Annotated in this window: 19 protein-coding genes; 11 read left to right on the forward strand and 8 right to left on the reverse strand. The window is 49.7% G+C overall.

Annotated elements, in window-relative coordinates; all coding sequences use genetic code 11:
- Window positions 1-57: 57 nt before the first annotated feature.
- Window positions 58-1,554 carry a DEAD/DEAH box helicase gene (locus tag GU926_RS09915; RefSeq protein ID WP_160691406.1) on the forward strand — a complete coding sequence of 499 codons (1,497 nt, stop codon included), beginning with the start codon at window positions 58-60 and terminating at the stop codon, window positions 1,552-1,554.
- 370 nt (window positions 1,555-1,924) lie between these two features.
- Here the strand turns inward: GU926_RS09915 and GU926_RS09920 are convergent, their stop codons facing one another.
- The 4 genes from GU926_RS09920 to GU926_RS09935 all read right to left on the reverse strand — a co-directional run bounded on the left by GU926_RS09920 (window position 1,925) and on the right by GU926_RS09935 (window position 4,745).
- Window positions 1,925-2,479, reverse strand: a complete 555-nt coding sequence (locus GU926_RS09920; RefSeq protein ID WP_160691408.1) for a hypothetical protein — start codon at window positions 2,477-2,479, stop codon at window positions 1,925-1,927.
- A gap of 73 nt (window positions 2,480-2,552) precedes the next feature.
- Complete coding sequence (locus tag GU926_RS09925) at window positions 2,553-3,014, reverse strand: hypothetical protein (RefSeq protein ID WP_232058287.1); 462 nt, start codon at window positions 3,012-3,014, stop codon at window positions 2,553-2,555.
- Window positions 3,015-3,174: 160 nt separating this feature from the next.
- Window positions 3,175-3,828 carry a uracil phosphoribosyltransferase gene (upp, locus tag GU926_RS09930; RefSeq protein WP_160691410.1) on the reverse strand — a complete coding sequence of 218 codons (654 nt, stop codon included), beginning with the start codon at window positions 3,826-3,828 and terminating at the stop codon, window positions 3,175-3,177.
- Window positions 3,783-4,745, reverse strand: a complete 963-nt coding sequence (locus GU926_RS09935) for a GNAT family N-acetyltransferase (protein ID WP_160691412.1) — start codon at window positions 4,743-4,745, stop codon at window positions 3,783-3,785. Before GU926_RS09935 ends, upp begins: the two co-directional genes overlap by 46 nt.
- Window positions 4,746-4,898: 153 nt before the next feature.
- Here GU926_RS09935 and GU926_RS09940 point away from each other — a divergent pair, with 153 nt between their 5' ends.
- The 10 genes from GU926_RS09940 to GU926_RS09985 all read left to right on the forward strand — a co-directional run bounded on the left by GU926_RS09940 (window position 4,899) and on the right by GU926_RS09985 (window position 16,025).
- A complete protein-coding gene (locus tag GU926_RS09940; protein ID WP_160691414.1) occupies window positions 4,899-6,590 on the forward strand; it encodes a hypothetical protein in 1,692 nt (563 codons plus the stop codon).
- A 566-nt stretch (window positions 6,591-7,156) separates the two neighbouring features.
- Complete coding sequence (locus tag GU926_RS09945) at window positions 7,157-8,989, forward strand: ABC transporter ATP-binding protein (protein WP_160691416.1); 1,833 nt, start codon at window positions 7,157-7,159, stop codon at window positions 8,987-8,989.
- Between the two features lie 185 nt (window positions 8,990-9,174).
- Window positions 9,175-9,654: a hypothetical protein gene (locus GU926_RS09950; protein ID WP_160691418.1), complete on the forward strand. Its 480-nt coding sequence runs from the start codon at window positions 9,175-9,177 to the stop codon at window positions 9,652-9,654.
- Window positions 9,655-10,236, forward strand: coding sequence for a D-sedoheptulose 7-phosphate isomerase (gene lpcA / locus GU926_RS09955; protein WP_160691420.1), 582 nt, complete (start codon window positions 9,655-9,657; stop codon window positions 10,234-10,236).
- Window positions 10,237-10,334: 98 nt separating this feature from the next.
- Window positions 10,335-11,000, forward strand: a complete 666-nt coding sequence (locus GU926_RS09960; protein ID WP_160691422.1) for a hypothetical protein — start codon at window positions 10,335-10,337, stop codon at window positions 10,998-11,000.
- A 141-nt stretch (window positions 11,001-11,141) separates the two neighbouring features.
- On the forward strand, window positions 11,142-12,680 hold the full coding sequence (locus tag GU926_RS09965; RefSeq protein ID WP_160691424.1) for a YifB family Mg chelatase-like AAA ATPase: 1,539 nt from the start codon (window positions 11,142-11,144) through the stop codon (window positions 12,678-12,680).
- Window positions 12,681-12,936: 256 nt separating this feature from the next.
- Window positions 12,937-13,509, forward strand: coding sequence for a porin family protein (locus GU926_RS09970; RefSeq protein ID WP_160691426.1), 573 nt, complete (start codon window positions 12,937-12,939; stop codon window positions 13,507-13,509).
- Window positions 13,510-13,697: 188 nt separating this feature from the next.
- Window positions 13,698-14,261 carry a porin family protein gene (locus GU926_RS09975; protein WP_160691428.1) on the forward strand — a complete coding sequence of 188 codons (564 nt, stop codon included), beginning with the start codon at window positions 13,698-13,700 and terminating at the stop codon, window positions 14,259-14,261.
- Window positions 14,262-14,557: 296 nt separating this feature from the next.
- Entirely contained in the window at window positions 14,558-15,220 is a 663-nt protein-coding gene (locus GU926_RS09980) for a porin family protein (RefSeq protein ID WP_160691430.1), read from the forward strand.
- Window positions 15,221-15,377: 157 nt separating this feature from the next.
- Window positions 15,378-16,025 (forward strand): porin family protein, encoded by a 648-nt coding sequence (locus GU926_RS09985; protein WP_232058288.1) that lies wholly within the window; start codon window positions 15,378-15,380, stop codon window positions 16,023-16,025.
- 197 nt (window positions 16,026-16,222) lie between these two features.
- Here GU926_RS09985 and GU926_RS09990 read toward each other — a convergent pair whose 3' ends face one another.
- The 4 genes from GU926_RS09990 to GU926_RS10005 all read right to left on the reverse strand — a co-directional run bounded on the left by GU926_RS09990 (window position 16,223) and on the right by GU926_RS10005 (window position 24,196).
- Entirely contained in the window at window positions 16,223-17,584 is a 1,362-nt protein-coding gene (locus GU926_RS09990) for a dipeptidase (RefSeq protein ID WP_160691432.1), read from the reverse strand.
- Between the two features lie 121 nt (window positions 17,585-17,705).
- Window positions 17,706-18,194, reverse strand: a complete 489-nt coding sequence (locus GU926_RS09995) for a hypothetical protein (protein ID WP_160691434.1) — start codon at window positions 18,192-18,194, stop codon at window positions 17,706-17,708.
- The gene (gene plsY / locus GU926_RS10000; RefSeq protein ID WP_160691436.1) at window positions 18,151-18,792 is read right to left on the reverse strand and encodes a glycerol-3-phosphate 1-O-acyltransferase PlsY; all 642 of its coding nucleotides are present in this window, start codon (window positions 18,790-18,792) and stop codon (window positions 18,151-18,153) included. The genes GU926_RS09995 and plsY overlap by 44 nt, the downstream gene beginning before the upstream one ends.
- A gap of 223 nt (window positions 18,793-19,015) precedes the next feature.
- Complete coding sequence (locus tag GU926_RS10005; protein WP_160691438.1) at window positions 19,016-24,196, reverse strand: hypothetical protein; 5,181 nt, start codon at window positions 24,194-24,196, stop codon at window positions 19,016-19,018.
- Window positions 24,197-24,201 lie beyond the last annotated feature (5 nt).

Genomic DNA, 24,201 nt, shown 5'->3' on the forward strand with positions numbered 1-24,201 from the left:
CACTCCATCATTCACTAAGTCAGAGACATCAAAATTCAAATCCGTACCTTTGCATTGATGATAGAAGAAGAGAACAAGAATTCTGCCCCTGAGCAGGACGAGAATATAGACGCCCAGCAGGAGAATGCGCCGTCAGAAGGACTTTCCCTGGAGGGAGAAGAAACAGAGGAAACCTTAGGGCAAGAGGAAGAGGAGGAAGTGCCTAGCTTCGAGGATTTCAAGCTGAACAAACAGTTACTGAACGCCGTGGCCGAACAGGGTTTTAGCAAGCCTACGCCAGTGCAGGTACAGACCATTCCCTTGGCCTTGGCGGGTCATGACGTGATGGGCATTGCGCAGACGGGTACCGGTAAAACCGCCGCCTATACCCTGCCTTTGCTTATGAAAGTGAAATACGCGCAGGGCAAACACCCGCGTGCGTTGATTCTAGCGCCTACCCGCGAGCTGGTTATCCAGATAGAGGAGCACATCAAAAACCTGAGCGTGTACACGGACATCAGGACAGTGGGCATTTACGGTGGCGTGGGTCCTAAGCAACAGATAGAGCGCATTCAGGCGGGTGTAGATTTGCTGGTCGCCACCCCTGGCCGACTCATGGACATTTACCACAAAGGCGAATTGGTGCTCAAAGAACTGAAGACGCTGGTGCTGGATGAGGCCGACAAGATGATGGACATGGGCTTTATGCCACAGATACGTCAGATTCTGGAGATTATTCCGCGCAAACGCCAGAACCTGCTGTTTTCTGCCACCATGCATGAGCGCGTGCACATTCTGTCTGAGGAGTTCCTGGAGTTCCCGATGGTGGTAGCCGTAACCCCGCAGGCCACGCCGGTAGAAACCGTGACGCAGGTTCTGTACCAAGTGCCCAACCTCCGGACCAAGATTGCCTTACTGGAGCATCTGTTCCAGGACCGCGACACGTTTAACCGCGTCATGATTTTCACACGCAGTAAAGCCAACGCCGATAATATCACCTCATTCCTGGACCGTAAAGGCGATGGCGGGGTACGCGTAGTGCACGGCAACAAAGGCCAGAACACCCGCATTAACGCCGTAGAAACGTTCAGAGCCGGTGAAGTTCGTTACCTGGTCGCCACGGACGTAGCCGCTCGCGGCATTGACATCAATGACGTTAGCCACGTGATTAATTTTGACGTGCCTATCATCTACGAGGACTACGTGCACCGCATTGGCCGCACCGGTAGAGCAGAGCAGAAGGGCGCGTCTATTACCTTCGCCAATGAGGCCGAGATGCACCACATCCAGCGCATTGAGAAGCTCATCAAGATGCAGATTCCTATGGAGCCTATGCCCGAGGAAGTGCATGTGTATGAGACGCCGTTTGAGGAGAAGCAGGAAATTGACCGCGAGCTAGACCATCACAAACGCCAAGCCGACCCAGACTTTAAAGGCGCCTTCCACGAAAAGAAAGCCCACTCCCACGGCGAGAACATTGGCAAAGGGGCCAAAGTGAGAGACCAAAAGAAAGCCGGCTGGAAGAAAACCAAGTCAGGCGGCGCCAGCAAGCGCAAAAGCAGTAAGAGACGGTAGCGGATTGTTATTGGTTGCTCGTTATTCGAATTCAGAAAAACTGGTAATTCTCTCGCTCGCCTCTGGCGAGTGTGAGTGACCTACGGCCTCTGGCCGCTACAGTATATGCATTAAAAGCGGCGGGACGCCGCCCGGGCCTCACACTATCCAGAGGCGAGCGAGAGGATTGGCTCTGATTACGGGCTTTTTCTTCATTGTTTAAATTCCTATCAGACTCCTAATCATTTTTGGCCTCTTTTGGTCAAAACAGCCTAAAAACGAAAAAGCCGCTTAGAGAAATCTAGGCGGCTTTTTCGTTTCTATAAAGAGATTCTTTTACCCAACCTCCAAAACACCAGGTTAGACTTTGATTCTATCGCAGATTGACTTGCTACTCACTTATTAAATCATCAGAACCAATCTTGACTCTGCTTATCCCATTTTCTTCCAAAGAATCGATTAATTCAATAAAACAATCAACAGGTGCTGTTCCAAAATCAACTGTAAACTTGAGGCAATCCGTTTCTTGTTCTGGAACTGTTACACTATGTATAGCCCCTGAAATGTCTTCACTGCTTGACGCAAAGCTATCATCTTCATCAATCCATTTTGTTGCCCAGTCCACTAACCAACTATACCCAGCCTCCTTTTGCGCAACTGTGAATTGCACACCATGCCAAAACAGCGGATTCAGTTCCACAATTAAATCACCATACTCAAACTCAAGAAGGGAATGGTTATTATATGAATCTGGAGATAGCTCTTCTATTTTCCATTCATCATCTACCTTAACTAAGTAATCCATCCTAGATAAATTGAAAAGAAGTCCACTTTCCTCATTATCTAATTTTAGGAGCGCTTCTTTTATCCCTTCACTGCGGTCTGAATAAAACTCTGCAAGCTGTCTAACATAGCTATTCCTATGGCTTTCAATAATCTCATTCAAATACATTAGACAGCATTGTAAAAGGGTCAAATTGGTTTTCCAGTTTACTTTTAATATTAGTAAGCCTTATAAACTACTTATGCAGAAACTGAAGGAACGGCAGGTGACTCAGCTCAAACATGGTGAGGGTAATGGCCGTGCCCCAGAAAACGGCGCTCCAGAGCATATGCAATAAAATACGGCCTTGCGAGACACCAAGAACAGTGGCTAAGACGGTGCCTACTATAGGACTGAGTAAGATAGGGGTTAAGAAGGCGATGCCCCACATGCCGGTGCGCTTCCAGACGGTGACAATGCGGCGGTTCTTTTTGCTGAACATGGGTTTGTTCTTGAGGCGCTGGCGGGCCACGTATCGGTTATGCACGGCGTTGCCAATCACAGAAAACAAGAAGACGCTGGTCATCATACCGGCCACGGTCAGGGCTAAAGTGGCCCCAAAAGAAAGGCCCATGGTGACCCCGGCCACTGGTCCGCCCAAGAATTTGACGGAGCTCAACAAGAAGACAGAGATATATTTTACAAATGCCGCAATCATAAACAACTACCCCCCAGTAGTACTAAAGAAACAACTCATTCAGGTATACGAACACCAGACGAGAAGATTAAGTGCATTACTTATTCAAAGCGGTCAAATATAAATTAAACCTCTCTAAACTAGCAAATTACCCACTAAAATATTTTTGTATTGTATTATTCTACTTTTTAGCGCCAAAAGCCAAATCTCCGGCATCGCCTAGGCCCGGCACTATGTAAGAGTGCTCATTCAGCTTTTCGTCTAACGCGCCTACCCAGATTTCTACATTGGGAAGCTCTTGGTGCAGGAATTCTACACCTGCTGGGCTGGCAATAGCGGCGGCAATGATAAAGCGCTTAGGCGTTCCGAAGCGGAGTAAAGCATTGTAAGTCTGCACCAATGATTTGCCGGTAGCTAGCATCGGGTCTACTAATACCAAGACTTGGTCCTGCAGATGCGGCGAAGCCAGGTAGTCCACGTGCACCGTCAACTCTCTACCCCCTTCCACTCGGTACGCGGCTACAAAGGCACAGTTAGAGCGATCAAAGTAATTTAAGAAGCCCTGATGGAACGGCAAGCCAGCGCGCAAAACCGTGGCCAGCACCGGAAACTCCTGCAACAAGGTCTGTTGAGTTTGAGCCAAGGGCGTCTGAATGGTCTGTGACGCAAATTCCAAGGTCTCAGAAATGCGGTAGGCCATCACCTCGGCTAGACGCTCCAAGTTCTTTCTAAACCGCATGGTGTCCGTTTGGATGGTCACATCGCGCAACTCAGAAATGAAATGGTTGGCTATGGAAGGCGTTTGGCTAAGGATGCGAAGACGGTTCTGGTCCATGACGGGCTTGTGTTTGAACGTTGGAAGCTTAAAGATAGGTAAGAGACCGGCTCTGCACCAAAACCCGCGTAGAAATTAGCAACGCCCGGCACTTCGCTACCCTCAAAATCAAATACAATGTCTTGATTGGATACCTGCTCAATTAAGTGGTTTAGTAAAAAGCCCATGGCGCCTAGCTTTCTTCCCTGCGCAGAACTAGCCCCAAATAAAAACGTGATTCTGTGAGCGTCTCTTAAGATAATGGCACCGATTAACAACTCGCCGGCCTGTCGTATTTCCCAGACTTCGCCCGCGCTGTGTTTTTGAGCTTGTGCGACAAGTTTCTTTAAGATGGCATAGTGACGAGCTTGCAGATTAGGCAGTTCTTTGCCCTTGGTTTGGCTGAATAAGTGGATGACTGCGTCCGGCGAGGAAACGAGTGTAGAATGCAGACTCGCTTGCGCCCCCTTCTTCAGGCTTCTTTTTAGGTTTTGGGAATAGTCTTTGTAGATAGACTCATACGAAGCAGCCAGAGACAATTCATAGTTAGGCCGAAGCCGCATTTGCCAACCTTTCTGAGTTGGCAGTGAAAAGCTTGCTGTTGAAGGCAATTGGTACTGCACTTGTTGGAAGTGTTGCGCCAGCACCTCAAGATATTCTTCTACTGCCGTGTGGGTACTATCTGATGTGGTAAACAAGCCGAGCTGTTGCGTGAACAGTGGCTGGTACACCTGCTTGTGCCCTATCCATTTCTTCAGGGGTAAAGGAAACACAGACACGTACTTGCCATCTTTCATTTCTACCAAGGCCTGCCAAGAGTTTTTGGTCACCACGTTCAGGTACCAGGCATGGGCGTACACTAAAGAATGGCTGCAAGAAGCCAGACAGGCCTCCCATTGGGCAAGGTCAATTTCTTGGTGTGACAGCAGTTGAATCATGCACCGGCAAGATACGGTTTTTGGCCTGTTTTCCGGAAAAGAGGCCAAAAACGAGGGCTCGCCAAGAAGTCCGTACAAACCACACAACCTCTTGGGCGGTTTAAGAGTACACGCACAAAATTTAGTACCTTCGCCTGTCTATCTATTCAATAAATGAGATATTTATACTTCCTCCTACTTTTCGCGGTAACAGCTACAGTGTCCAGTCCCGCCCAGGCGCAGGACGCCGAGGTGCCTTTGAACGCTGACGTCTACCGCCTCATTGACCGCTACCACATCAAGTACAACACCGAAGGCCTGCACACCTCCTTCAAGCCCTACGGCCGCCTGCGCGTGGCAGACCTAGCCGAGAAAGCCGACCAGGACATGAGCCAGCAGTCGGCGGCAGACGAGTACAACGTCAACTACCTGCTCAACGACAACTGGAACTACACGCGCTATGACCGCGACAACGCCAACAGCAGGAGCATTCTCAACCACTTCTTCGAGAACAAAACCGACTTCTACCACTATGAGAGCCCTGAGTTCACGCTCAGAGTAAACCCCGTGATTGGCTTACAGGCCGGCACGGACAGTGAAACCGATGGCCTGCGCTACGTGAACACCCGCGGTATTCAGGTGGAAGGCTCTCTGGACGAGAAGCTGGGCTTTTACACCTTCCTGACGGATAACCAGGTCAAGTTTCCGGGGTACGTGAACAACCGCATTGTGCGCGACACCATTGTGCCGCATGAAGGCTACTGGAAGGATTTTAAAGGCGACGGCTATGACTTCTTCACCGCCCGTGGCTACATCCGGTATGCCGCCACCAAGCACATCAGCGTGATGCTGGGCCACGACAGAAACTTCATCGGGAACGGGCACCGTTCCTTGATTCTGTCTGATTACTCGGCGCCGTACTTCTTCCTGAAATTGCAGACCCAGGTCTGGAAACTGCAGTACACCAACCTCTACGCAGAACTCACCGCAGATCATGAGCGCAGTGACCAACTGTACCCTAAAAAGTACATGACCCTGCACCATTTGAGCCTCAACCTGTTACCCAACCTGAACATTGGCGTGTTTGAATCTACCATTTTTGGAAGGGACAAAGGCCGGTTTGAACTGCAGTACCTGAACCCGCTTATCTTCTACCGCGCCGTGGAGCAGGGTCTGGGTTCTTCTGACAATGCCTTGCTGGGGATGGACGCCAAATGGAACATCTTCAATCGTGTGCAACTGTACGGCCAATTGGTACTGGATGAGTTCCTGCTAAGCGAAATCAAAGCAGGCAACGGCTGGTGGGCGAACAAGTACGCCTTGCAAGGCGGCGCGAAGTATATTGACGCCTTCGGGATTTCTAACTTGGATCTGCAGGGCGAGTTAAACTACGTGCGTCCGTTCACCTACCAGCACGAGGCGGCCTACACCAACTACCAGCATTACCAACAGCCATTGGCCCACCCCATGGGCGCCAACCTGGCAGAGGCTATTGGCATCATCCGGTACCAGCCCATTCCTAGACTAACCATGGTGGCCAAAGCCATTGCCACTCAATATGGTCAAGACCCGCCCAACACCACCGATGAATTTGGCAACAGAGTAGAGCCCAACTACGGCGGCAACGTGTTAAAACCCTACAACACACGTCCTGGCAACTACGGCTTTGAGGTAGGAAGCGGCATAAAAACCAACCAGTTTTACGGCGAATTCAACCTATCCTACCAGATTCTTTACAACATGTTTGTGGACGTGACGCAGGTAGTGAGACGCGCCAATGCAGAAGATTCTGCCTATGATCAGAAAACTTCTTTCTCCTCAATATCGTTTAGATGGAATATTCCACAACGCACACATGAGTTTTAAATAATTAGCTTTCAATTTTCACGCCGAGGCCTTCTGTACCTAGTATGGAAGGCCTTTTCGTTTTTAGTCTGTTTTGGTGAAAAGAAGTTAAAAACGAAAAATCATTTACAATATTCACGCGTTTCGTCCCCCTTTGAAGGGGGTAGGGGGATGACTTTCGAGTCCTGAGTTGTGAACCTTGAGTTGTGCGCCTAATTTCCTGTTGTCATCCTGAAAGGATCTTGGTTGCAAACTAGACAGGCATTAGCAATGAAACGGGGCACTTCTTTTTATAGCTTAGCTCACGTAATCCCTTTTAGTAAACGCTACTACAGCTTGCCCACAAGATCCTTTCAGGATGACAAAGAGGAGAAGAGAAGTAGATAGGAGACAATAGAGAAGGGAATATCATCAGCCTGAGTAAATCATCCCTACCCCCTTCAAAGGGGGACGAAACGCGTGTTCTAATAAGAATAACTTCAAGAAAGTACCTCAATCGTTTTCAGCCTGTTTTGGTCAAAATACACCAAAAACGGCAGGTCTGGGGTATGCGCTATCTTTCAAGGCTATAGCGTACCTTTGCGGCAATGAAAACGTATTTCCGTATCCTCAATTTCGCGCGGCCCTTTAATCAATATGTTCCTGCATATGCGTTCGCCACCTTGCTGGCAACGGTGTTCGGGATTATGAACTTCAGCTTGTTGATGCCGCTTTTGTCGGTGCTGTTTGACCAGGTGACGCCCGCTGAGGCTGCTCAGATGACCCGCAAGCCGGAGTTCTCCTTCACGTTGGGGTTCATCAAGCAATTCTTCTACTATAACTTCGGGAGCATGATTCAGGAGCAGGGCAAGTTGGGAGCCTTGAAGTTTATCTGCCTTATCTTGATATCTTCTGTGTTTCTGGCCAACGTGTTCAGGTATCTGGGACTTAGGATTGAAGGCGTGGTGCGGGCGAAGGTCATCAAGCGTCTGCGCATGGCGGTGTATGAGCGCTTGACGCAGTTGCAACTAGGTTTCTTCTCTAACCAGCGCAAAGGCCACGTCATGTCCATCCTTACCAATGACGTGCAGGAAGTAGAGAACTCGGTGGTGAGCACTTTGAATGTGTTGTTCAGAGAGCCGTTCCTGCTGATTGGGTACTTTGTAGTGCTGTTCTACCTGTCGCCTAGCATGACCTTTTTCAGCTTGCTGGTATTGCCCATCTCTGGGGGCATCATTGCCTTGATTTCTAAGAAACTACGCAAGCAGTCTAGCAGCGGCCAAGACGCCTTGGGCTCCATTTTGAGCATTATTGACGAGACCTTGGGCGGCATGCGGGTCATCAAAGGCTTCAATGCGCAGCCCTACGTGATTCATAAATTTGAGCAAAGTAATAACTGGTACGCCCGCGTAGCCACGGCCATCTTTAACCGCCGCGGACTAGCCTCGCCGGTGTCAGAGTTCTTGGGCGTGACGGTGGTGGCCTGTATTCTCTATTATGGCGGTTCTTTGGTGTTAGGCGGCACGTCTGACCTGGAGGCCTCTGAACTGATTGGCTACCTTATCATCTTTTCCCAGGTTCTATCGCCGGTGAAGGCCATGTCCAATGCATTCAGCAACATTCAGCGTGGTTTGGTGGCCGGGGAACGCGTCTTGGAACTCATTGACACGCAGCCCCAGATCAGAGACAAACCCGATGCCCGTCAACTACCCGCCTTCACGCAGTCCATTCAATTCAAGAACGTAGGCTTCAAATACGGCGCCGAACCCATCCTACAAGACATCAACCTGACCATTGAGAAAGGGAAGACCATCGCTTTGGTGGGCCCATCGGGTGGCGGAAAATCTACGTTAGCCGACTTGCTACCGCGCTTTTATGACCCCACCGAAGGCACCATTTCCATTGACGGCGTAGACCTGCGCGACTGTAGCCTCTTTTCTATCAGAGAGCAGATGGGCATTGTGACGCAAGAGTCTATTCTATTCAATGATACCATCTTCAACAACATCGCCTTTAACAAAACAGATGCTACTGAGGAAGAGGTGATGGCCGCTGCCAAAATCGCCAACGCCCATGAGTTCATCATGCAGAGCCCGGACGGTTACCAAACCGTGATTGGCGACCGTGGCGGAAAACTATCTGGTGGTCAGCGCCAGCGCTTGAGCATTGCCCGCGCCATCTTAAAAAACCCGCCCATCTTGATCATGGATGAGGCCACCTCGGCGCTGGACACCGAGTCTGAGAAGCTGGTGCAGGAAGCCTTGACCAACCTCATGAAAAACCGGACTTCCCTGGTCATTGCCCACCGCCTAAGCACCATTCAGCACGCAGACGAGATCATTGTCTTACAGGCCGGCCGGATTGTAGAGCGCGGCAACCATGCCGCTCTGGTACAACAAGGCGGTCTCTACTTCAAACTCACCCAGATGCAGCATACCTAAATTGGTTGGATATTGTTGATTGCTAGTTGTTGGACAACAATGGACAATCAGCAACCAACAATTAAAACAAAGAACCGTTTTTAGCCTACTTTCCAGAAAAGAGGTCAAAAACGGTTCTTTGTTTTTGCAGGATTTGCGTACAGGAGAATATTCAATGAATCTAATCTTTGTAAAGACTATATAGTATGGAACCTGTAAAGAAATTTCTCAATGTGTTGGTGATGGTGTACCTGGTCATCACCTTCTTATTTTTGCTGCACATCTTAAGCGTGTCTAAGTTTGTGATGCTGTTTGACATGGCAGACAACGCCTCTTTCTATTACAGCCTGCTGTGGGCGGGCGCCCTCCTGCTCTTCACCTTGCTCTTGGTAGAAAACGCGTATATTGCCACCTTAAAGCGAGGCCTGGAACGGGAGCGCCGCCAATTGACCGAGGCCAAGGCCCAGCTGTTTGACCAACGGTTGAAAGCCGCCTCTGAGGCGCCCCTTGTGCCCAGAGCCCCTAAAACCGACACCGGCACTACCACCGCCTCTGGCAGAGAAATAGAGATAGAACAGAATCAGCGTCACGGCAACAGCCCAACAGACTCGCCTACCACTCACCCCAATGATGCGGCAGATGACACCTGGCGGCCGTTGCCAGACCATGAGAGACCTTTACCTTAAATGAGCGCACACAGCCAAACCATCATCACCGAACTGCTAGAGGCCCAACAGGTCCTCACCAACTTTCTGGCCCAGCCAGAAACCATCACGTCTATTGAGGCAGCAGCGCAAGTAATGGCCCAGAGCCTGAAGAGCGGCGGCAAGATCCTGTCCTGCGGCAACGGTGGCTCCATGTGTGATGCCATGCACTTCGCCGAGGAGCTGACCGGCCGCTACCGCGAGAACCGCCCGCCCATGGCCGCTATCTCCATCTCTGACCCAAGTCACCTGAGTTGCGTGTCCAATGACTACGGCTATGAGCACGTCTTCTCCCGCTACGTAGAGGCGCTGGCCAATTCCAATGACGTGGTGTTGGCCATTAGCACCAGCGGCAACTCGGGCAATGCCCTCAAAGCCGCCCAGGCCGCCAAGCAAAAAGGCGCCAAAGTGGTGAGCCTCACCGGCAAAGACGGAGGTCAGTTGGCGGCAGTGAGTGATGTAGAAATCAGAGTGCCGCACTTCGGCTACGCCGATAGAATCCAGGAAATCCATATCAAGGTCATTCATATTCTGATCTTACTGCTGGAGAAAGAGATGGCGTAGAGTCGTTTTTGGCTTGTTTTGACGAAAACAAGCCAAAAACGAGATGCTGCCTGCACCCAGCATACAACATAAGCGCCTGTAGATAGTAAAAGGAGACCATGAAAACACATGGTCTCCTTTTTTGCTTCCTGCTGTTGGCGGGTCTCTCGGCTTGCAACACATCTACGCAAGACACAACCGTTGGTGCTTCAGTACCCGTTGCTACCAATGACGCAGAAACCGTAACCAAACCGGAAGAGCCCAAAAGCCCAGACACGGCCTTTCAAATCATTCCGGGGCACCGCGCGGGACAGATTTATTTAGGTCAGAATCCGGATGAAGTGGTGAAAGCCTTGGGCAAACCTGATGCCTCCAACGCTGCCATGGGCAAAGCCTTGCTCACCTGGGTTAGCGCTGCAGATAAACCCGAAAAGCAATCAGTGACGGTGTACACGGTGAGGAAAAACACCGGCATGCCTGATGAAAAAGTAGAAGTACGGCAGGTGCGGGTTACGTCTCCTACGTTTTCTATTGTAGCCAACAACCTGCATGCGGGCAGCGCGCTCTCTCAAATAAAACAAGCCTACCCTTCTATTCAAGCCATGGCCTATTATCTAGCCGAAGACAAAAGCCGGGTATATGTCTATGACGTACCGCCGCAAGGAATAGCCTTTGAAGTGACCGGACCCGACAGCGTGTGCATAGCCATGACCATCCACCCGAAAAACAAAGGCGTGCAGGAAGAATATTTACCGCTTCACCCAGACATGAAACCGCTTCATTAATAGAGTGATAGCGTCGTTTTTGGCCTGTTTCTCAGAAAATAAGCCAAAAACGGATTTGCTAAGGTGGCTTCGGAATTTATTGGCCTTTGCGTATGTTGGCCCTCACAATATAAAATCAGTGAAAAACCATCTGTTGCTCCTATGCTAGTTAAAACCTTCGGCAGTGCGGTGCAGGGCGTGCATGCCTACACCATTACCATTGAAGTAAACGTCACACCCGGTACCAAGTACTTTTTAGTAGGCCTACCAGACAATGCTATCAAGGAAAGCGAGCAACGCATAGAATCTGCTCTCAAGCACCACGGCTACCGCATGCCGCGCCAAAAAGTGGTCATCAACATGGCCCCCGCCGACGTGCGCAAAGAAGGCTCGGCGTATGATTTGCCCATTGCCCTGGGCATCTTGGCTGCCTCAGACCAGTTGGTCGCAGAGCGTTTGAGTGAGTATGTGATCATGGGCGAGTTGGCTTTGGGCGGCGAATTGCGACCTATCAAAGGTGTGTTGCCCATTGCCATTCAGGCCAGAAAAGAAGGCTTTAAAGGCATCATCCTCCCCATCCAAAACGCGCAAGAAGCGGCCATTGTCAATAACCTGGACGTGATTGGCGTCTCTACGCTAAAAGAAGCCATTGATTTCTTGAACGATGAGGTAGAGATAAAGCCCATCACCATTGACACCAGAGACATCTTCCAGGCCACCGTGCACCAATACACCGCCGACTTTGCCGATGTGCAGGGTCAGGAAAACATTAAGCGGGCCTTGGAGATTGCCGCCGCCGGTGGCCATAATGTGATCATGATAGGTCCGCCGGGTGCCGGCAAGACCATGCTGGCCAAGCGCCTGCCTTCTATTCTGCCTCCGCTTACCTTGCATGAGGCGCTGGAGACCACCAAGATTCATTCGGTAGTTGGCAAGCTGGGCAAACAGGCTTCGCTCTTGGCGCAACGTCCTTTCAGGGCGCCGCATCATACCATTTCAGATGTTGCTTTGGTAGGCGGTGGAGGCAATCCCCAGCCCGGCGAAATCTCCCTCGCCCACAACGGTGTCCTCTTCCTAGATGAGTTGCCTGAGTTTAAACGCACGGTGCTGGAAGTAATGCGCCAACCCCTGGAGGAACGCAGAGTGACCATCTCCCGCGCCAAAGTGAGCATAGATTTCCCAGCGAATTTTATGTTGGTGGCCAGCATGAACCCCTGCCCCTGCGGTTACTACAACCATCCCGAGAAAGAATGTGTCTGCGGCCCGGGCGTGGTACAGCGGTATTTGAACAAGGTGAGCGGTCCATTATTAGACCGCATAGACCTGCACGTAGAGGTCACGCCTGTCTCTTTTGACCAGATGACCGAGGTACGCCGTACCGAAAGCAGCGGCGACATTCGCGAGCGCGTGGAGAGAGCCAGAAAATGGCAGGCCGTGCGCTTCGCGGATTTCCCCGAGATTCATTCCAACTCCATGATGCCGCCCCAGATGGTGAAAGACCTCTGCCCTATTAATGAGGCTGGCCGTCTGTTATTGAAGGCCGCCATGGAAAAGCTGGGCCTTTCTGCCCGCGCCTATGACCGCATCTTAAAAGTAAGCCGCACTATTGCTGACCTGTCTGGTTCAGAAAACATTAAGATTGAGCACTTGGCAGAAGCCATCCAATACCGCAGCCTGGACCGCGAAGGCTGGGCAGGCTAACCTTCTGTTTTTTAGCTAATTCCAGCAAAACAAGCCAAAACGGCTGGTCTCTTCTTTACTGGAATAGGCCAGCCGTTTTTTTTATTAAAAATATATGGTTTGTATATAGGGGTAAACATATGTTTCTTTGTCTTTTAGAAGGTAGCCGCTAGCGCAAGAATACTTCTGCCTTAGTTTTTACCTTTTTATTATTGCTTTAAAAAGCACTACAAAAACCATCTTAAACCCTTATAACAATTAAGCTTACCCAATTATTATGAAAAAATTAATCCTTTTAGTTGCTGCAGTATTCACAGTTTCTTTTGCCCAAGCCCAGGGCGGTATCAAATTAGGTTTGAAAGCCGGTGCTAACTTGGCTTCGTTCTCTGGTGAAGATGCCGATGACGCTAAAAACAAGTTCGGTTTCCATGTTGGTGGTTTTCTGGACTATGGCATCTCAGAGATGGTTTCTATCCGTCCAGAGGTGTTGTACTCTATGAAAGGTGCTAAATACAAAGAGGATGGCGATGAAGGTAGCTTTAATCTGAATTATATTGATGTGCCAGTACTTGTTAGAATTAATGCTGACCAACTGTTCTTCGAGTTTGGTCCTACTCTGTCATTCTTAGTTAAGTCTGAAGCAGAAATGGGTGATTTCAAGGTTGACATGGGTGATGCAATGAAAAAAACTGACTTCGGGTATGCTGCTGGCTTAGGCTACAACTTCACTGAGAAAGTTGGTCTTGGTCTTCGTTACAACGGTGGTTTGTCCAACATCTTTGAAGATGAAGACAACGGCAAGCTTCGCAACTCAGTTTTCATGTTGTCTTTGGCTTATACTATTAAATAGTCTTAACTCACATTTCTATAAAAAAAGAGGCCTGTCTTAGACAGGCCTCTTTTTTGTGCCCACTAATAACACAAGTCAGTGTTTAACTTACTATATCTCAGTTTTTTACACCACAAAACAAGGCTAAGTATGTATTTTTTGTATATTTACTAAAGTCAAATAAATCTTGCCATTTAACCATTTAAGCTATGAAAAAATTAGTATTCGTTTTTGCAGTGCTTTTAAGCTTCTCTTTTGCGGCTCAAGCCCAGGAAGGCATTAAACTAGGCTTGAAAGCCGGTGTGAACTACAGCTCCCTCAGCGGAGATGGCACAGATGAACTAGACTCTCAGTTTGGTTTCCATGTGGGTGGTTTCCTGGACTATGGCATTTCAGAGATGGTGTCTATTCGTCCAGAGTTGTTGTTCTCTACCAAAGGCTTTGCCGTAAGCGGAGACGGTGATAATGACTTCAACCAAACCTTAAGCTACATTGACTTGCCAATCATGGTAAGAGTAAACGCTGGTGGCTTGTATTTTGAAGGTGGTCCTACGTTGGGTTACCTGGTGTCTGTAAAAGAAGGCGAAACCGACGATTACAAGAAATTTGAGTTTGGTTACGCAGCTGGCCTGGGTTACCAAATGCCAAGCGGCTTAGGCATTGGCCTACGCTACCAAGGTGGTTTGACCAGCATCATTGACAATGATGACGCTGATAAAATCACTAACTCTGTATTCCAGTTAGGCTTAAGCTATACCTTGGGCACTAAATAATATTTACTGCTATTAATACTAGAGAGGCCTGTCTTAGACGGGCCTCTTTTTTTGTGCCCTCTCCTAAGGTCTCACTTGAAAAAACTGAGTCCCAAACCTTTAACGGCTGGTGGTTTTGACAAGACATACACGCCCGGCGAATTATGTTAAGTATTAGATTTTTTATAGGAGTCCTTCCTTTCCGTTTTCCCTGCTGCTCCAGACAATTTTCACAACCTTTTACGTTATAGCCGTATAACACCCACAATTAAGGCAGGCAGAAGTGCCTTCCTACTTTTTACAAACCAAACAAGATTATGAAAAAGATTGTATTATTTGTAGCTGCCGCACTTTCCTTCTCTTTCGCGAACGCTCAATCTGGACCACGTATTGGCTTAAAGGCTGGGGTTACTTATTCTAACCTGTCCGGCGACTTAGAAAACGAAGACCTCTATAAAAACAAGTTTGGATTCACGGGTGGTTTAACTGCCAACTTTGACTTGTCTGGAGATGGTTTCCTTTCCTTGCAGCCAGAATTGCTCTACTCGCAGAAAGGATATCAGTACAGTGATGAGAAGTTCACCGTGACCACGCCACAAGGCACCTATGACTACAAACTGAAAGGCGACATGAACTTCAATTACCTGGAGTTGCCAGTGATGTTGCGCGTGAATGCCGGTGGCCTGTTCTTTGAAGCTGGTCCGCAGGTGGCTTACTTGCTTTCTGTCAAAGACAACAGTGAGCTAAAGATCAATGACCAAAGCTATGAAGACATTGAGAAAAGAGACAAGGACCAGTTCTCTGAGATTGAGATTGGTTACGCCGCCGGTGTTGGGTACCAATTGAACAACGGTCTTAGCCTTGGCGTAAGGTACAACGGTGGTATCAACAGCCTGGCCAAAGAAGACAATGATGAACTGACCAACGCGCGTCATTCTGCCGTAGTGGCCACCATTGGGTTCACGCTTCCACGTAAATAAGGAACGGGACAGACTTTAATTTTCACACAGAATGCCTTGTTATGCAAGGCATTCTGTGTGTTATACCCTGGCAAGGATCAGTCTTTCCTGAATTTGGCACAGAACTTGAAAAGGAAAGTTCTACACAACGGAACCATTCTCCCAAAAACTGAAACCCATGAAAAAAGCATTCATTCTTTTAGCTGCAGTAGTAGGATCTTTTGCAGCTCAAGCCCAGACAATTGGTATCAAAGCGGGGGCCAACTACTCCAACCTTTCCGGCGATCTGAAAGACGAGGAGCGCTTCAATAACAAAGTAGGCTTTCACGGCGGCTTGTACGCCAACATACCCGTCATCAGTGAATTGTTGTCTATTCAGCCAGAATTCCTGTATTCTAACAAAGGCTACAAGTATGATGACAAAGTGGAGACCACCCTGTTAGGCAAAGAATACCGCTATGAGGGCAGTGCCAACTTCAACTACATTGACGTACCGGTTTTGGCTAGAGTAAAAGCCGGCGGATTCTTCTTTGAGGCTGGCCCGCAAGTCTCTTACCTGCTTAACGTGAATGACAAGACCAAAACCTATGTAGACGGCCAGTTACAGGACAGATCTACCAGTGAGAAAAGCAAAGAAGGCTATTCAGACTTTGAGGTAGGCTACGCCGCTGGTTTAGGTTTTGCTACCTCGGGTGGTGTGAGCTTGGGCTTGCGTTACAACGGCGCCTTCACAGACCTGTCTGATGACTCTCCGGCCCGCGGCGACTTTAAAGATGCCCGTCACTCTGTCTTCCAGTTGTCCCTTGGCTTCCCGCTGAGCAAGTAATTTTGAGACACAGGACATGTGCACGCATAAAAAATCCCGCCTTCTTTAAAGAAGGCGGGATTTTTCGTTTTTGGCCTGTTTTCCAGAAAATAGCCCAAAAACGCTTTCGTTCTATCAAAACAATTCCCCACAAAGATTCTAACCAGATACTAGGTCTTAAATCTTATGTCCTATGACTTGCGTCTTGTGTCTCAAATCTACTTTTGCAGCTCCGCGAAGTGCTTGTAGAACAACGGAATGGTCTCAATGCCCTTCATAAAGTTGAAGATGCCAAAATGCTCGTTGGGTGAGTGGATGGCATCTGAGTCCAGCCCGAAGCCCATCAACACCGTGTCTACGCCCAGCACAGACTTGAACATGGCCACAATCGGAATGCTTCCGCCGCTGCGTACCGGCACAGGCTTCTTCCCGAAGGTGTCTTCCATGGCCTTAGCCGCCGCCTGGTAACCCGCCGAATTGGTAGGCGTTACCACCGGCTCTCCGCCGTGGTGCGGTTTTACTACCACTTTCACGCTAGGCGGAGCGATTGATTCAAAGTGCTTCTGGAACAGTTCTGTGATTTCTTCTGAGGTTTGGTGCGGCACCAGGCGCATGGATATCTTAGCGAACGCCTTGGAAGGAATCACCGTTTTGGCGCCTTCGCCGGTGTAGCCGCCCCAGATGCCGTTCACGTCTAGCGTGGGCCTGATGGAATTGCGCTCCATGGTGCTGTACCCCGCCTCGCCGTGAATGTCTGACAAGTCCAGTGCTTTTTTATAATCGTCTAAGCTGAAAGGGGCACGGGCCATCTCGGCGCGCTCTTCTTTGCTCAACTCGTCTACGTTGTCATAGAAACCCGGAATGGTGATGTGGTTGTTCTCATCATGCAGAGAGGCAATCATCTTGCAGAGTACGTTGATGGGATTAGCCACGGCGCCGCCGTATAAGCCAGAGTGCAGGTCGCGGTTAGGGCCGGTCACTTCCACTTCATGGTAGCTGAGACCGCGCAGACCCGTGGTCACAGACGGTACGTCATTGGCCAGCATGCCCGTGTCTGAAATCACAATCACATCTGACTGGAGAAGTTCTGTGTTGGCTTTCACAAAGGTGGCCAGGTTCACAGAGCCTACTTCTTCTTCGCCCTCAATCATGAACTTGACGTTGCAGGGCATCTGGTTTTGCTGCATCATGGTCTCAAAGGCCTTCACGTGCATGTAGGTCTGGCCTTTGTCATCACAAGCGCCGCGCGCGTAAATCTTTTCATCCTTAATGACCGGCTCAAACGGTGGCGAATCCCAGAGTTCATACGGGTCTGCCGGTTGCACGTCATAGTGGCCGTACACCAGCACGGTGGGCAGGCTAGGATCGATGATTTTTTCGGCGTACACAATGGGATTACCGGCGGTTTCAAACAGCTGGGCCTTGTCTGCGCCGGCCTCTTGTAGCTTCTGCTTCAGGAACTCGGCGGCCTTGAGCACATCGCCTTTAAAGGCCGGGTCTGCACTCACAGACGGAATACGCAAAAGGTCCAGGAGCTCATTGATGAAACGGTCTTTATTCTGGTTGATATAGTCTTTCATAGAAGATGGATTACGAAGGTTTAAATTAAAAAGAAAAGCCACTCTCTCCTAAAGAATGGCTTTCTGGCTTGTGAGTAGTTTCAAATACTTAATGCAAAAAATGTTGTCATTGGTGTGTATGTTATATGCCGAAAGCCATGACTCTCCAAGCAGGGACAAATTCTAATTCATCGACAGCAATAGAGTTGTTATCAATCTCTATAATTTCTTTAGAATTAATATCATAGACATCATTTTTAAACAATGGGATTTTCTTATATAGATAAATCCCAGTATTAGCCGCTTCACTCCTTGTATAAAGGCATTTCCTTTTTTTGTCAAAAAATAAATCTTCTACCACTATATAGTCGGGTTCTTCTGGTGAATCTTTCATACCCTCCCTGTAAATAACATACCCTGCCTCTGAATGTGTAGCCAAGTACCAGAAGCTTGATAATTGCCTCGCTTGGGAACTATCTAGTTTAAAAAATAAATAGCTTAGAAAGCTGACACCTATTAATAGAGCAACAAAAAGAAGCTTTTTAGCATAATTCCACATAGATATAAAAGATAGAATTATGTCTGGCTCAGGACTTCCTCCCGCTAAAGCTGATTTTGCTTTCCACGCCATGCATCAGGCGCCCAATGTTCTTGCGGTGCGTAAAAATGACCAGCAGGGCAATCAAGACGCCAAAGACCATGAGCAAGGGTTCTTCTGGATGAAACTGCGGCAATAACAACAGCAGTGGGAACGCAACGGCCGCTAGCATGGAGCCCAGAGACACGTACTTAAAGGCAATGAGCACCACAATGAAAATGGCCAGACAGATAAGCGCCACCTCGGTTTGCACGGCCAGCACCATACCCATGAGCGTGGCCACGCCTTTGCCGCCCTTAAAGCCCACGTACACCGGAAACACGTGCCCAATCACGGCCAGCGTGCCCAGAATGATTTTATAGATGACTACCTGGTCTGCCGGTATGGCCTCAAAAATAAGCAGGAACCCCGCCAGCGAAGTAGCCGTCCAGCCTTTGAAAATATCTACCAGCATCACCACCGCGCCCGGCTTTTTACCCAGCACCCTAAAGGTGTTGGTAGCGCCCGCGTTGCCGCTGCCATGTTCGCGCACGTCTATGCCATAATAGGCCTGGCCCACCCAAACCGCGGTAGGCAGTGCACCAATCAGGTAAGCGGCCAAAAACATCCCTCCAATGATAATTCCTTCCATGCTTCTTCTTGTCAATACAGACGTTGTCTCTGTACCTTCTACGTTGTTGTTATTTAATTCTCCAAATATAGAGAAAGCCTATTGCATTGCCCAAGCGCCAAGCTCAAGGCGGCAAAATGCAGCATCCCGTTTTTGGCCTGTTTCCTGGGAATCTGGCCAAAAACGGGATGCTATAAAATACTGTCTCTAAGACAGAAAGTTGTGAATAGTAGAAGTTGCCTTCTTAGTTGCCCACCGGGTCAATGTCTGGCGGCGGCGTGCCTTCTTCTTTTTTCTTCTTCTTTTTGTCTTTTTTAGAGTCCTCTTTCACGGGGTCAGCCACCGGAATGTCTGGTGCTGGTTCTACCTCTGCGTCCTTCTTCTTTTTCTCTTTCTTAGACTTGGCCGGGGCCTCTTCCTGCGTTTTGGCCGGAGGAGTTTCAAAGCCCGGAGGCGCGGCATCAGTTACCTCTTCGGTCTTTTCTTTCTTCTTTTTCTTAGACTTCTTGCCGCTTTCTTCTTCTGGGGCGGTATCAAAGGTGTTATAGACTGGTTGGGCCGGAGCAGCTTTCAATGGTTCTTTGCCCAGGTAGTTCTTCCTGAAGTAATTCACGAACTCCATCTTCTCAATCTGCTCTACCGGGTAGAAGTTGTAAGAACCAGCACCTGGCCCGCCCCCCTTGGCCTTGTCTGAGATGATGCCATTGAAGCCTTCATCAGAAGAGGCCAAGCCTAAGGCGCCTTCATAGAAATTCAGGAAGTACCAGGCATACGGCGTAGGCTCCAGGAAAATGGCCACCGCGTCACCAGAGGCACCGCGCTTGATCTCTATGTACCCGTTAATCTTGGCGTTGATGTCTTTCTTGTCCACGCCAGCCAGGCTGATGGGTCCTACGCTGTACCAGGCATTGGTTTTAGGAGACCATTTCAACTGCACTTGGTTCAATACCAGACTATGCAGCAGCTTAGACGAAATCTTGGAGAAAGGAACATAGCCAGCGGCCGTCTGCTTCTTGAACTCTTCTACGCCCTTGTCTCCCAGGAACGCTGCCAGTTTATATGGCAGCGTCTCATCATTGAGGTCAACGGCCTCTGGCGCACCCTCCACGTTTTTAGCCAAGGTATTGCCCATGCTTTCAATGGCCTGTGAAGGAATGTCAAAGTCAAACGCCATGAAGGTGTTCAGGTTATAGGAGCTGCTGTCCGTGCGGCCGCTGCCCGTACCCACTGCCTGAAGCTCAAATCCTTTCACGGGCTCTATCAGTTTGAACTTACCGTCATAAAACACTTGCTTGGTAGCGTCATTGTACTGCAGCATGTTTCCCGTGTAGGATTTGCCATACGCTCTTCCTTCATCGCCTAGCTTAAAGCTCTTGGTGGCTTTGTCAAAAGACAGGAAACCTTCCACTTCAAACACGTCCAGATCAGTGAGGTCTTGTTTTTGAGACACGAAGGTGTTGTAAATCTTGCCCGTGCCGTTGTTGATGTGGATACCGGTTTTCAGGGGCGTTCCGTCTGCCAGGGCCGGCTTCTTGATCTCCAGGCGCACGTCTTCTGGGTTGAGGCCTTCGCGCTTGTACGGGAACCAGTCAGACTTCTCCATGCCGCTGAAGTTCAGTTTGGCGTAGCCGTCAAAGTTCATGAATTTCTTATTGGACTGGAGTTTCACGTCTCCGTAGTACCGCACCTTAGGCAGGATGAAGAGCGTATCTTTCTCATTCACGGTAGCGGAGGCCAGAAAGAACTGCGACCCGGCTTTGTCATCTTTCTTACGCTCCTTCTTCTCCCCAGCATCACTGTTCCACTCAAACTTGTTGAACTTGATGTTATAGGTATCTGTGGCGGCATTGGCGAATTGGTAGATGGCGTTTCCGGTTATACCAGCGTTGTTGTCTATGTGAATCTCGCCTCGTACCAACTGATGGTGTTTGGCCAGGGAGTCCATGGACAGACCGGCGTTCTTAAAGGTCTTGAGTTTGGCGTTCTCCAGGATATTCACCCGGTTGCTGTCTGGAATCACGTAGCTGTCGCCTACCGGAATGTATGGCACGCCCGTAGCAATCAAGTTAGATTTGCTGAGGTCATACACAGCCCCGGTGGCTTTGAACTGCAGAGAGTCTGCGCCGGGTTTCATGGAGTAGAAGTAAGAACTGTTCTTTTCTGTCTCGCCGGTGGTAAGGGTTAGTTTCTTGTCTTTAAAGTCCCAGCGGCCCGCGCCCAGTGAAGATTTATATTGTGCAAACGGGAACACGGTACTGGCAAAGCCTCTGCGTTCTGGCGCGTATTGGGCGTAGCCTTCGTCCAGGTAGAAATCCAGGAAGATGTCATAGGTAGAAAGTGCGGGGCGTTTGGCATCTGTAGAAGCTATCTCCATAGAAGCCTTGTTGCCGTGTATAAGGCCTTTCTTGAACACAAACAGCGGTGATTTGATGGCGACGTCCTTGCTCTCCGCCACTCCGTCTCCAAACAGGGCCGCCGGCGTAAAGCCCAGCATGCCTTTGTAGGTAAAGCGGTCATTGAACATGCTCATCACTTCCTTGCCTTTGGTTTGAACCTCTAAGGTGTCTTTGTACGGCCACCACTGCATGGTAAAGCCCTTAAAGCTACCCGCCGGATAAGAGCCCTGGGCTACAGAACCGGCTACAAAGCTGCCTTTCACCCCTTTGTCTGTATGCGCAGAATCTACGAAGAAGGTAAAGTTAGGCGAGTACATGCTGGCCGTCTGGTAAGAAAGCGTGCCCCTTCCTCTCAGGCCCTTGCCGTCCATGGTGAGCGTGTCTGTGAATCTGCCTTTGCCCCCATAGGCATTGAATCCTGCCTTGGGAATGATGTACCTGAAACCCAGCGTACCGTCTGGCTGCACGCTCAACTTGGTAGGAAAATCAGGAAAAATGCCCCCCGAGGTGAAGGTACCGTTAAAGCTGATGGCACTGGCCTTGTTACTGGTCATGCTGTCAATCTTAAACGGTGGCACCGTAAAGTATACCGTAGTATCATACACCCCGCCCAGAATTTCAGGCTTGTTGAAATAGACTGTAGCTCCAGAAACGGCATCCAGTGACGGATAACCAGGCACTTTCTTCCGGCCAGATTTATTGTCTGGTCTATTGAGGTAGAGCTTAGCCGCCCCTTTGTCCCCGCGGCTTACCATGGCGAAGTTAGACTGCTTGGGCTTCCCGTCTTTGTCGGTGGCTTTGGTGGTGACAATGGTAGAGTCAATCTTGGCCATGTCAATAAAGAACCCGTCATAGTCAAAGAAGAACTCCTTGCCCTTAAAGCTGAAGTTAGGCGATACCACCTTGCCGTTGAAGGATATGTTGCGGTTCTTCTGGATGCGTACTATCTGGCTGTCTGGCAGTGCGTACACGGTGGAGTCTGCATTGAACGGAAACTTCTTCACGCCGCGCAGAATCAAGTCACCGGTGGTTAGATCCAATGTGGCATTCTTGCCCGCCGGCGACAAGGCGTTGAGTTGAATGTAGTCAAAGTCCTTCTTGTTGCGGGAGGCTTCTACGTAATGAAAAGCTTTATCCAGCACCTGTACGTTGCCAGAGGCCACGTCATAGTCCACAAAGTTTCCCTGCATCAAGGTATTTAGCGTACCGTGGGCCGTCTCTGGCTTCATCTTAAACTCCTCAATCATCTCTGAGATATGGAAACCCTTGGCTCCTTGCTTCTGCGCAAATCCCACCACTAAATACAGCGGATGAAAATTAGAAATGTTCTGAATCTGCTGAAAGACGGTTTCTGTGAAGTACTCTTTAGAGGCCACCTGCGCCGGCACCTGATTTTTGGCCGTCACAATACCAAAGTCAATCTGCGGCTTCTGCAGATCCCAGACCGACATCTCAGAAGTGAGTTCTATCTTATGGTAGGAGTTGGAATACGGCGTGTTTTTGTACAGACCATCTGGGTTCATGAGCAACAGGCGCTTGGAGTTCTTGTTGTATTTGAACTGCACGCCTGGGTGCGTGATGGAGTCCTTGCCCTGGTACATGGCTATCCCCGACTCAGGCGCCGAGATCAAGCTGTCTGTAATGGTGTAGTTGCGGGCCCAGGACCTGAATTTCTTCTCGCCGTTGTGGCTTACCCAGATGGTAGAAGGGCTTTGGTCCAAAGAGGCACTCATGAGCTTGTTGCCCATCAAGGACATACCTCCCACGTACTGCACATCAGCTCCAAAGCGCTTGATCTTGGCATCATTGGTATGCGAGATAAAGCGTGGGTAGGCTTTCTGGCCGTTGGCCGGCGTGCGCACTAGTCTATATTCTAGGTTCCCTTGGATGTCATTCTCCAGCACCGCCGGAAATTTAAGGGTCACGTCTTCGGCTTTGAAGGCGGCTTTGTTCACCTCAATGGCCAATCCTTTGAAGGTAGCCGTAGCATCACCGCCCATGCTGTTCCACGTGAACGTACCGCCCTGACCCACAAACATACCGCCGCCCATAGACACCGCCCCCGAGGTTTTTTTGATGGTAACCGAGTCAAACGGAGCCGTCAACAACAAGTCAACGTCTTTCAAAACTACCACCGGACCTTTGATTTCTGGCAAGGGCGCAGCCACATAGGCAAAACGCATGGGCTCTGGCTGCGCCACTTCTTTTAGCGGGGCAGGCTCTTCCTTCTTAGGCGCGGCTGCGGTAGACTTAGCTTTGCTGGCCGTTGATTTCTTAGCCGGAGACTTCTTTTTGGGAGCGTCCCAACTGGCCCAGGGGTCATCTTCAGCGGGCTTAGCGGCTTTAGGCGGATCCCAGCTTGCCCATGGGTCATCTTCTACTTTCTTAACCGGTTTCTTGGCTGGAGCCGGCGTTTTTGGTTTGGCAGCAGCGGGTTTGGCCGCCGCCACAGGTGCTGGCTTGGCGGCCGGCTTTTCTACAACTGGCTCTTCTCCCCAACCGCCGTCTGGCCCGGCCGGTGCTGCTCCGTCTCTATACTCAAAGGCGAACGTTCCGCCCAAGACTCTCAACCCGTTGGTAGGGCCTTTGTAAAGGGTTTTGGTACCCAAAAACGCGTAAGAATTGTTCAGGAACTTCTCATACGTCTTAAAGTCCTGCTTCTGAAGGGTCTGCTCAATCACGTTTAAGAACTGGTCCAGGTTGGCGCCGGTGTACTGGTGCACGTTCACGGCGCTGCTCACCGCTCCCCAGAAACTCTCAAAGTGCGGCCGGGACTTCATTTTCTTTTTGAGCATCTGCTGAGACAGCTCCATGACCTTGGTTTTCTGGCCGGCGCTCAGTTTGCCGCTGTTCCAAGCGGTCTCCAGCGCGGTGGCCACCTCCAGGGCGGCGGCGTTCTTGGTACCGGCCATGATGGCGCGGGCGTCTATCAGAAACTTCTGCGGGTCTTCTCCTGACAGCGTATAGCTCTGCCCATATCCAACTACGCTACCCAAAAACAGAAAGAGAAAGAGAGTAAAATGCTTCATAAGAA

Origin of the sequence: Nibribacter ruber (genome assembly GCF_009913235.1) — a bacterium.
Taxonomy (GTDB): domain Bacteria; phylum Bacteroidota; class Bacteroidia; order Cytophagales; family Hymenobacteraceae; genus Nibribacter; species Nibribacter ruber.

What these genes read in the sequence shown, in the direction of transcription:
- GU926_RS09935 (WP_160691412.1), bottom strand. Translation starts at nt 4,745, where the DNA reads ATGATTCAACTGCTGTCACACCAAGAAATTGACCTTGCCCAATGGGAG.
- GU926_RS09940 (WP_160691414.1), top strand. Translation starts at nt 4,899, where the DNA reads ATGAGATATTTATACTTCCTCCTACTTTTCGCGGTAACAGCTACAGTG.
- GU926_RS09985 (WP_232058288.1), top strand. Translation starts at nt 15,378, where the DNA reads ATGAAAAAAGCATTCATTCTTTTAGCTGCAGTAGTAGGATCTTTTGCA.
- GU926_RS09975 (WP_160691428.1), top strand. Translation starts at nt 13,698, where the DNA reads ATGAAAAAATTAGTATTCGTTTTTGCAGTGCTTTTAAGCTTCTCTTTT.
- GU926_RS10005 (WP_160691438.1), bottom strand. Translation starts at nt 24,196, where the DNA reads ATGAAGCATTTTACTCTCTTTCTCTTTCTGTTTTTGGGTAGCGTAGTT.
- GU926_RS09970 (WP_160691426.1), top strand. Translation starts at nt 12,937, where the DNA reads ATGAAAAAATTAATCCTTTTAGTTGCTGCAGTATTCACAGTTTCTTTT.
- GU926_RS09925 (WP_232058287.1), bottom strand. Translation starts at nt 3,014, where the DNA reads ATGATTGCGGCATTTGTAAAATATATCTCTGTCTTCTTGTTGAGCTCC.
- GU926_RS09995 (WP_160691434.1), bottom strand. Translation starts at nt 18,194, where the DNA reads ATGGCGTGGAAAGCAAAATCAGCTTTAGCGGGAGGAAGTCCTGAGCCA.
- GU926_RS09990 (WP_160691432.1), bottom strand. Translation starts at nt 17,584, where the DNA reads ATGAAAGACTATATCAACCAGAATAAAGACCGTTTCATCAATGAGCTC.
- upp (WP_160691410.1), bottom strand. Translation starts at nt 3,828, where the DNA reads ATGGACCAGAACCGTCTTCGCATCCTTAGCCAAACGCCTTCCATAGCC.
- GU926_RS09945 (WP_160691416.1), top strand. Translation starts at nt 7,157, where the DNA reads ATGAAAACGTATTTCCGTATCCTCAATTTCGCGCGGCCCTTTAATCAA.
- lpcA (WP_160691420.1), top strand. Translation starts at nt 9,655, where the DNA reads ATGAGCGCACACAGCCAAACCATCATCACCGAACTGCTAGAGGCCCAA.
- GU926_RS09980 (WP_160691430.1), top strand. Translation starts at nt 14,558, where the DNA reads ATGAAAAAGATTGTATTATTTGTAGCTGCCGCACTTTCCTTCTCTTTC.
- GU926_RS09950 (WP_160691418.1), top strand. Translation starts at nt 9,175, where the DNA reads ATGGAACCTGTAAAGAAATTTCTCAATGTGTTGGTGATGGTGTACCTG.
- GU926_RS09915 (WP_160691406.1), top strand. Translation starts at nt 58, where the DNA reads ATGATAGAAGAAGAGAACAAGAATTCTGCCCCTGAGCAGGACGAGAAT.
- plsY (WP_160691436.1), bottom strand. Translation starts at nt 18,792, where the DNA reads ATGGAAGGAATTATCATTGGAGGGATGTTTTTGGCCGCTTACCTGATT.
- GU926_RS09965 (WP_160691424.1), top strand. Translation starts at nt 11,142, where the DNA reads ATGCTAGTTAAAACCTTCGGCAGTGCGGTGCAGGGCGTGCATGCCTAC.
- GU926_RS09960 (WP_160691422.1), top strand. Translation starts at nt 10,335, where the DNA reads ATGAAAACACATGGTCTCCTTTTTTGCTTCCTGCTGTTGGCGGGTCTC.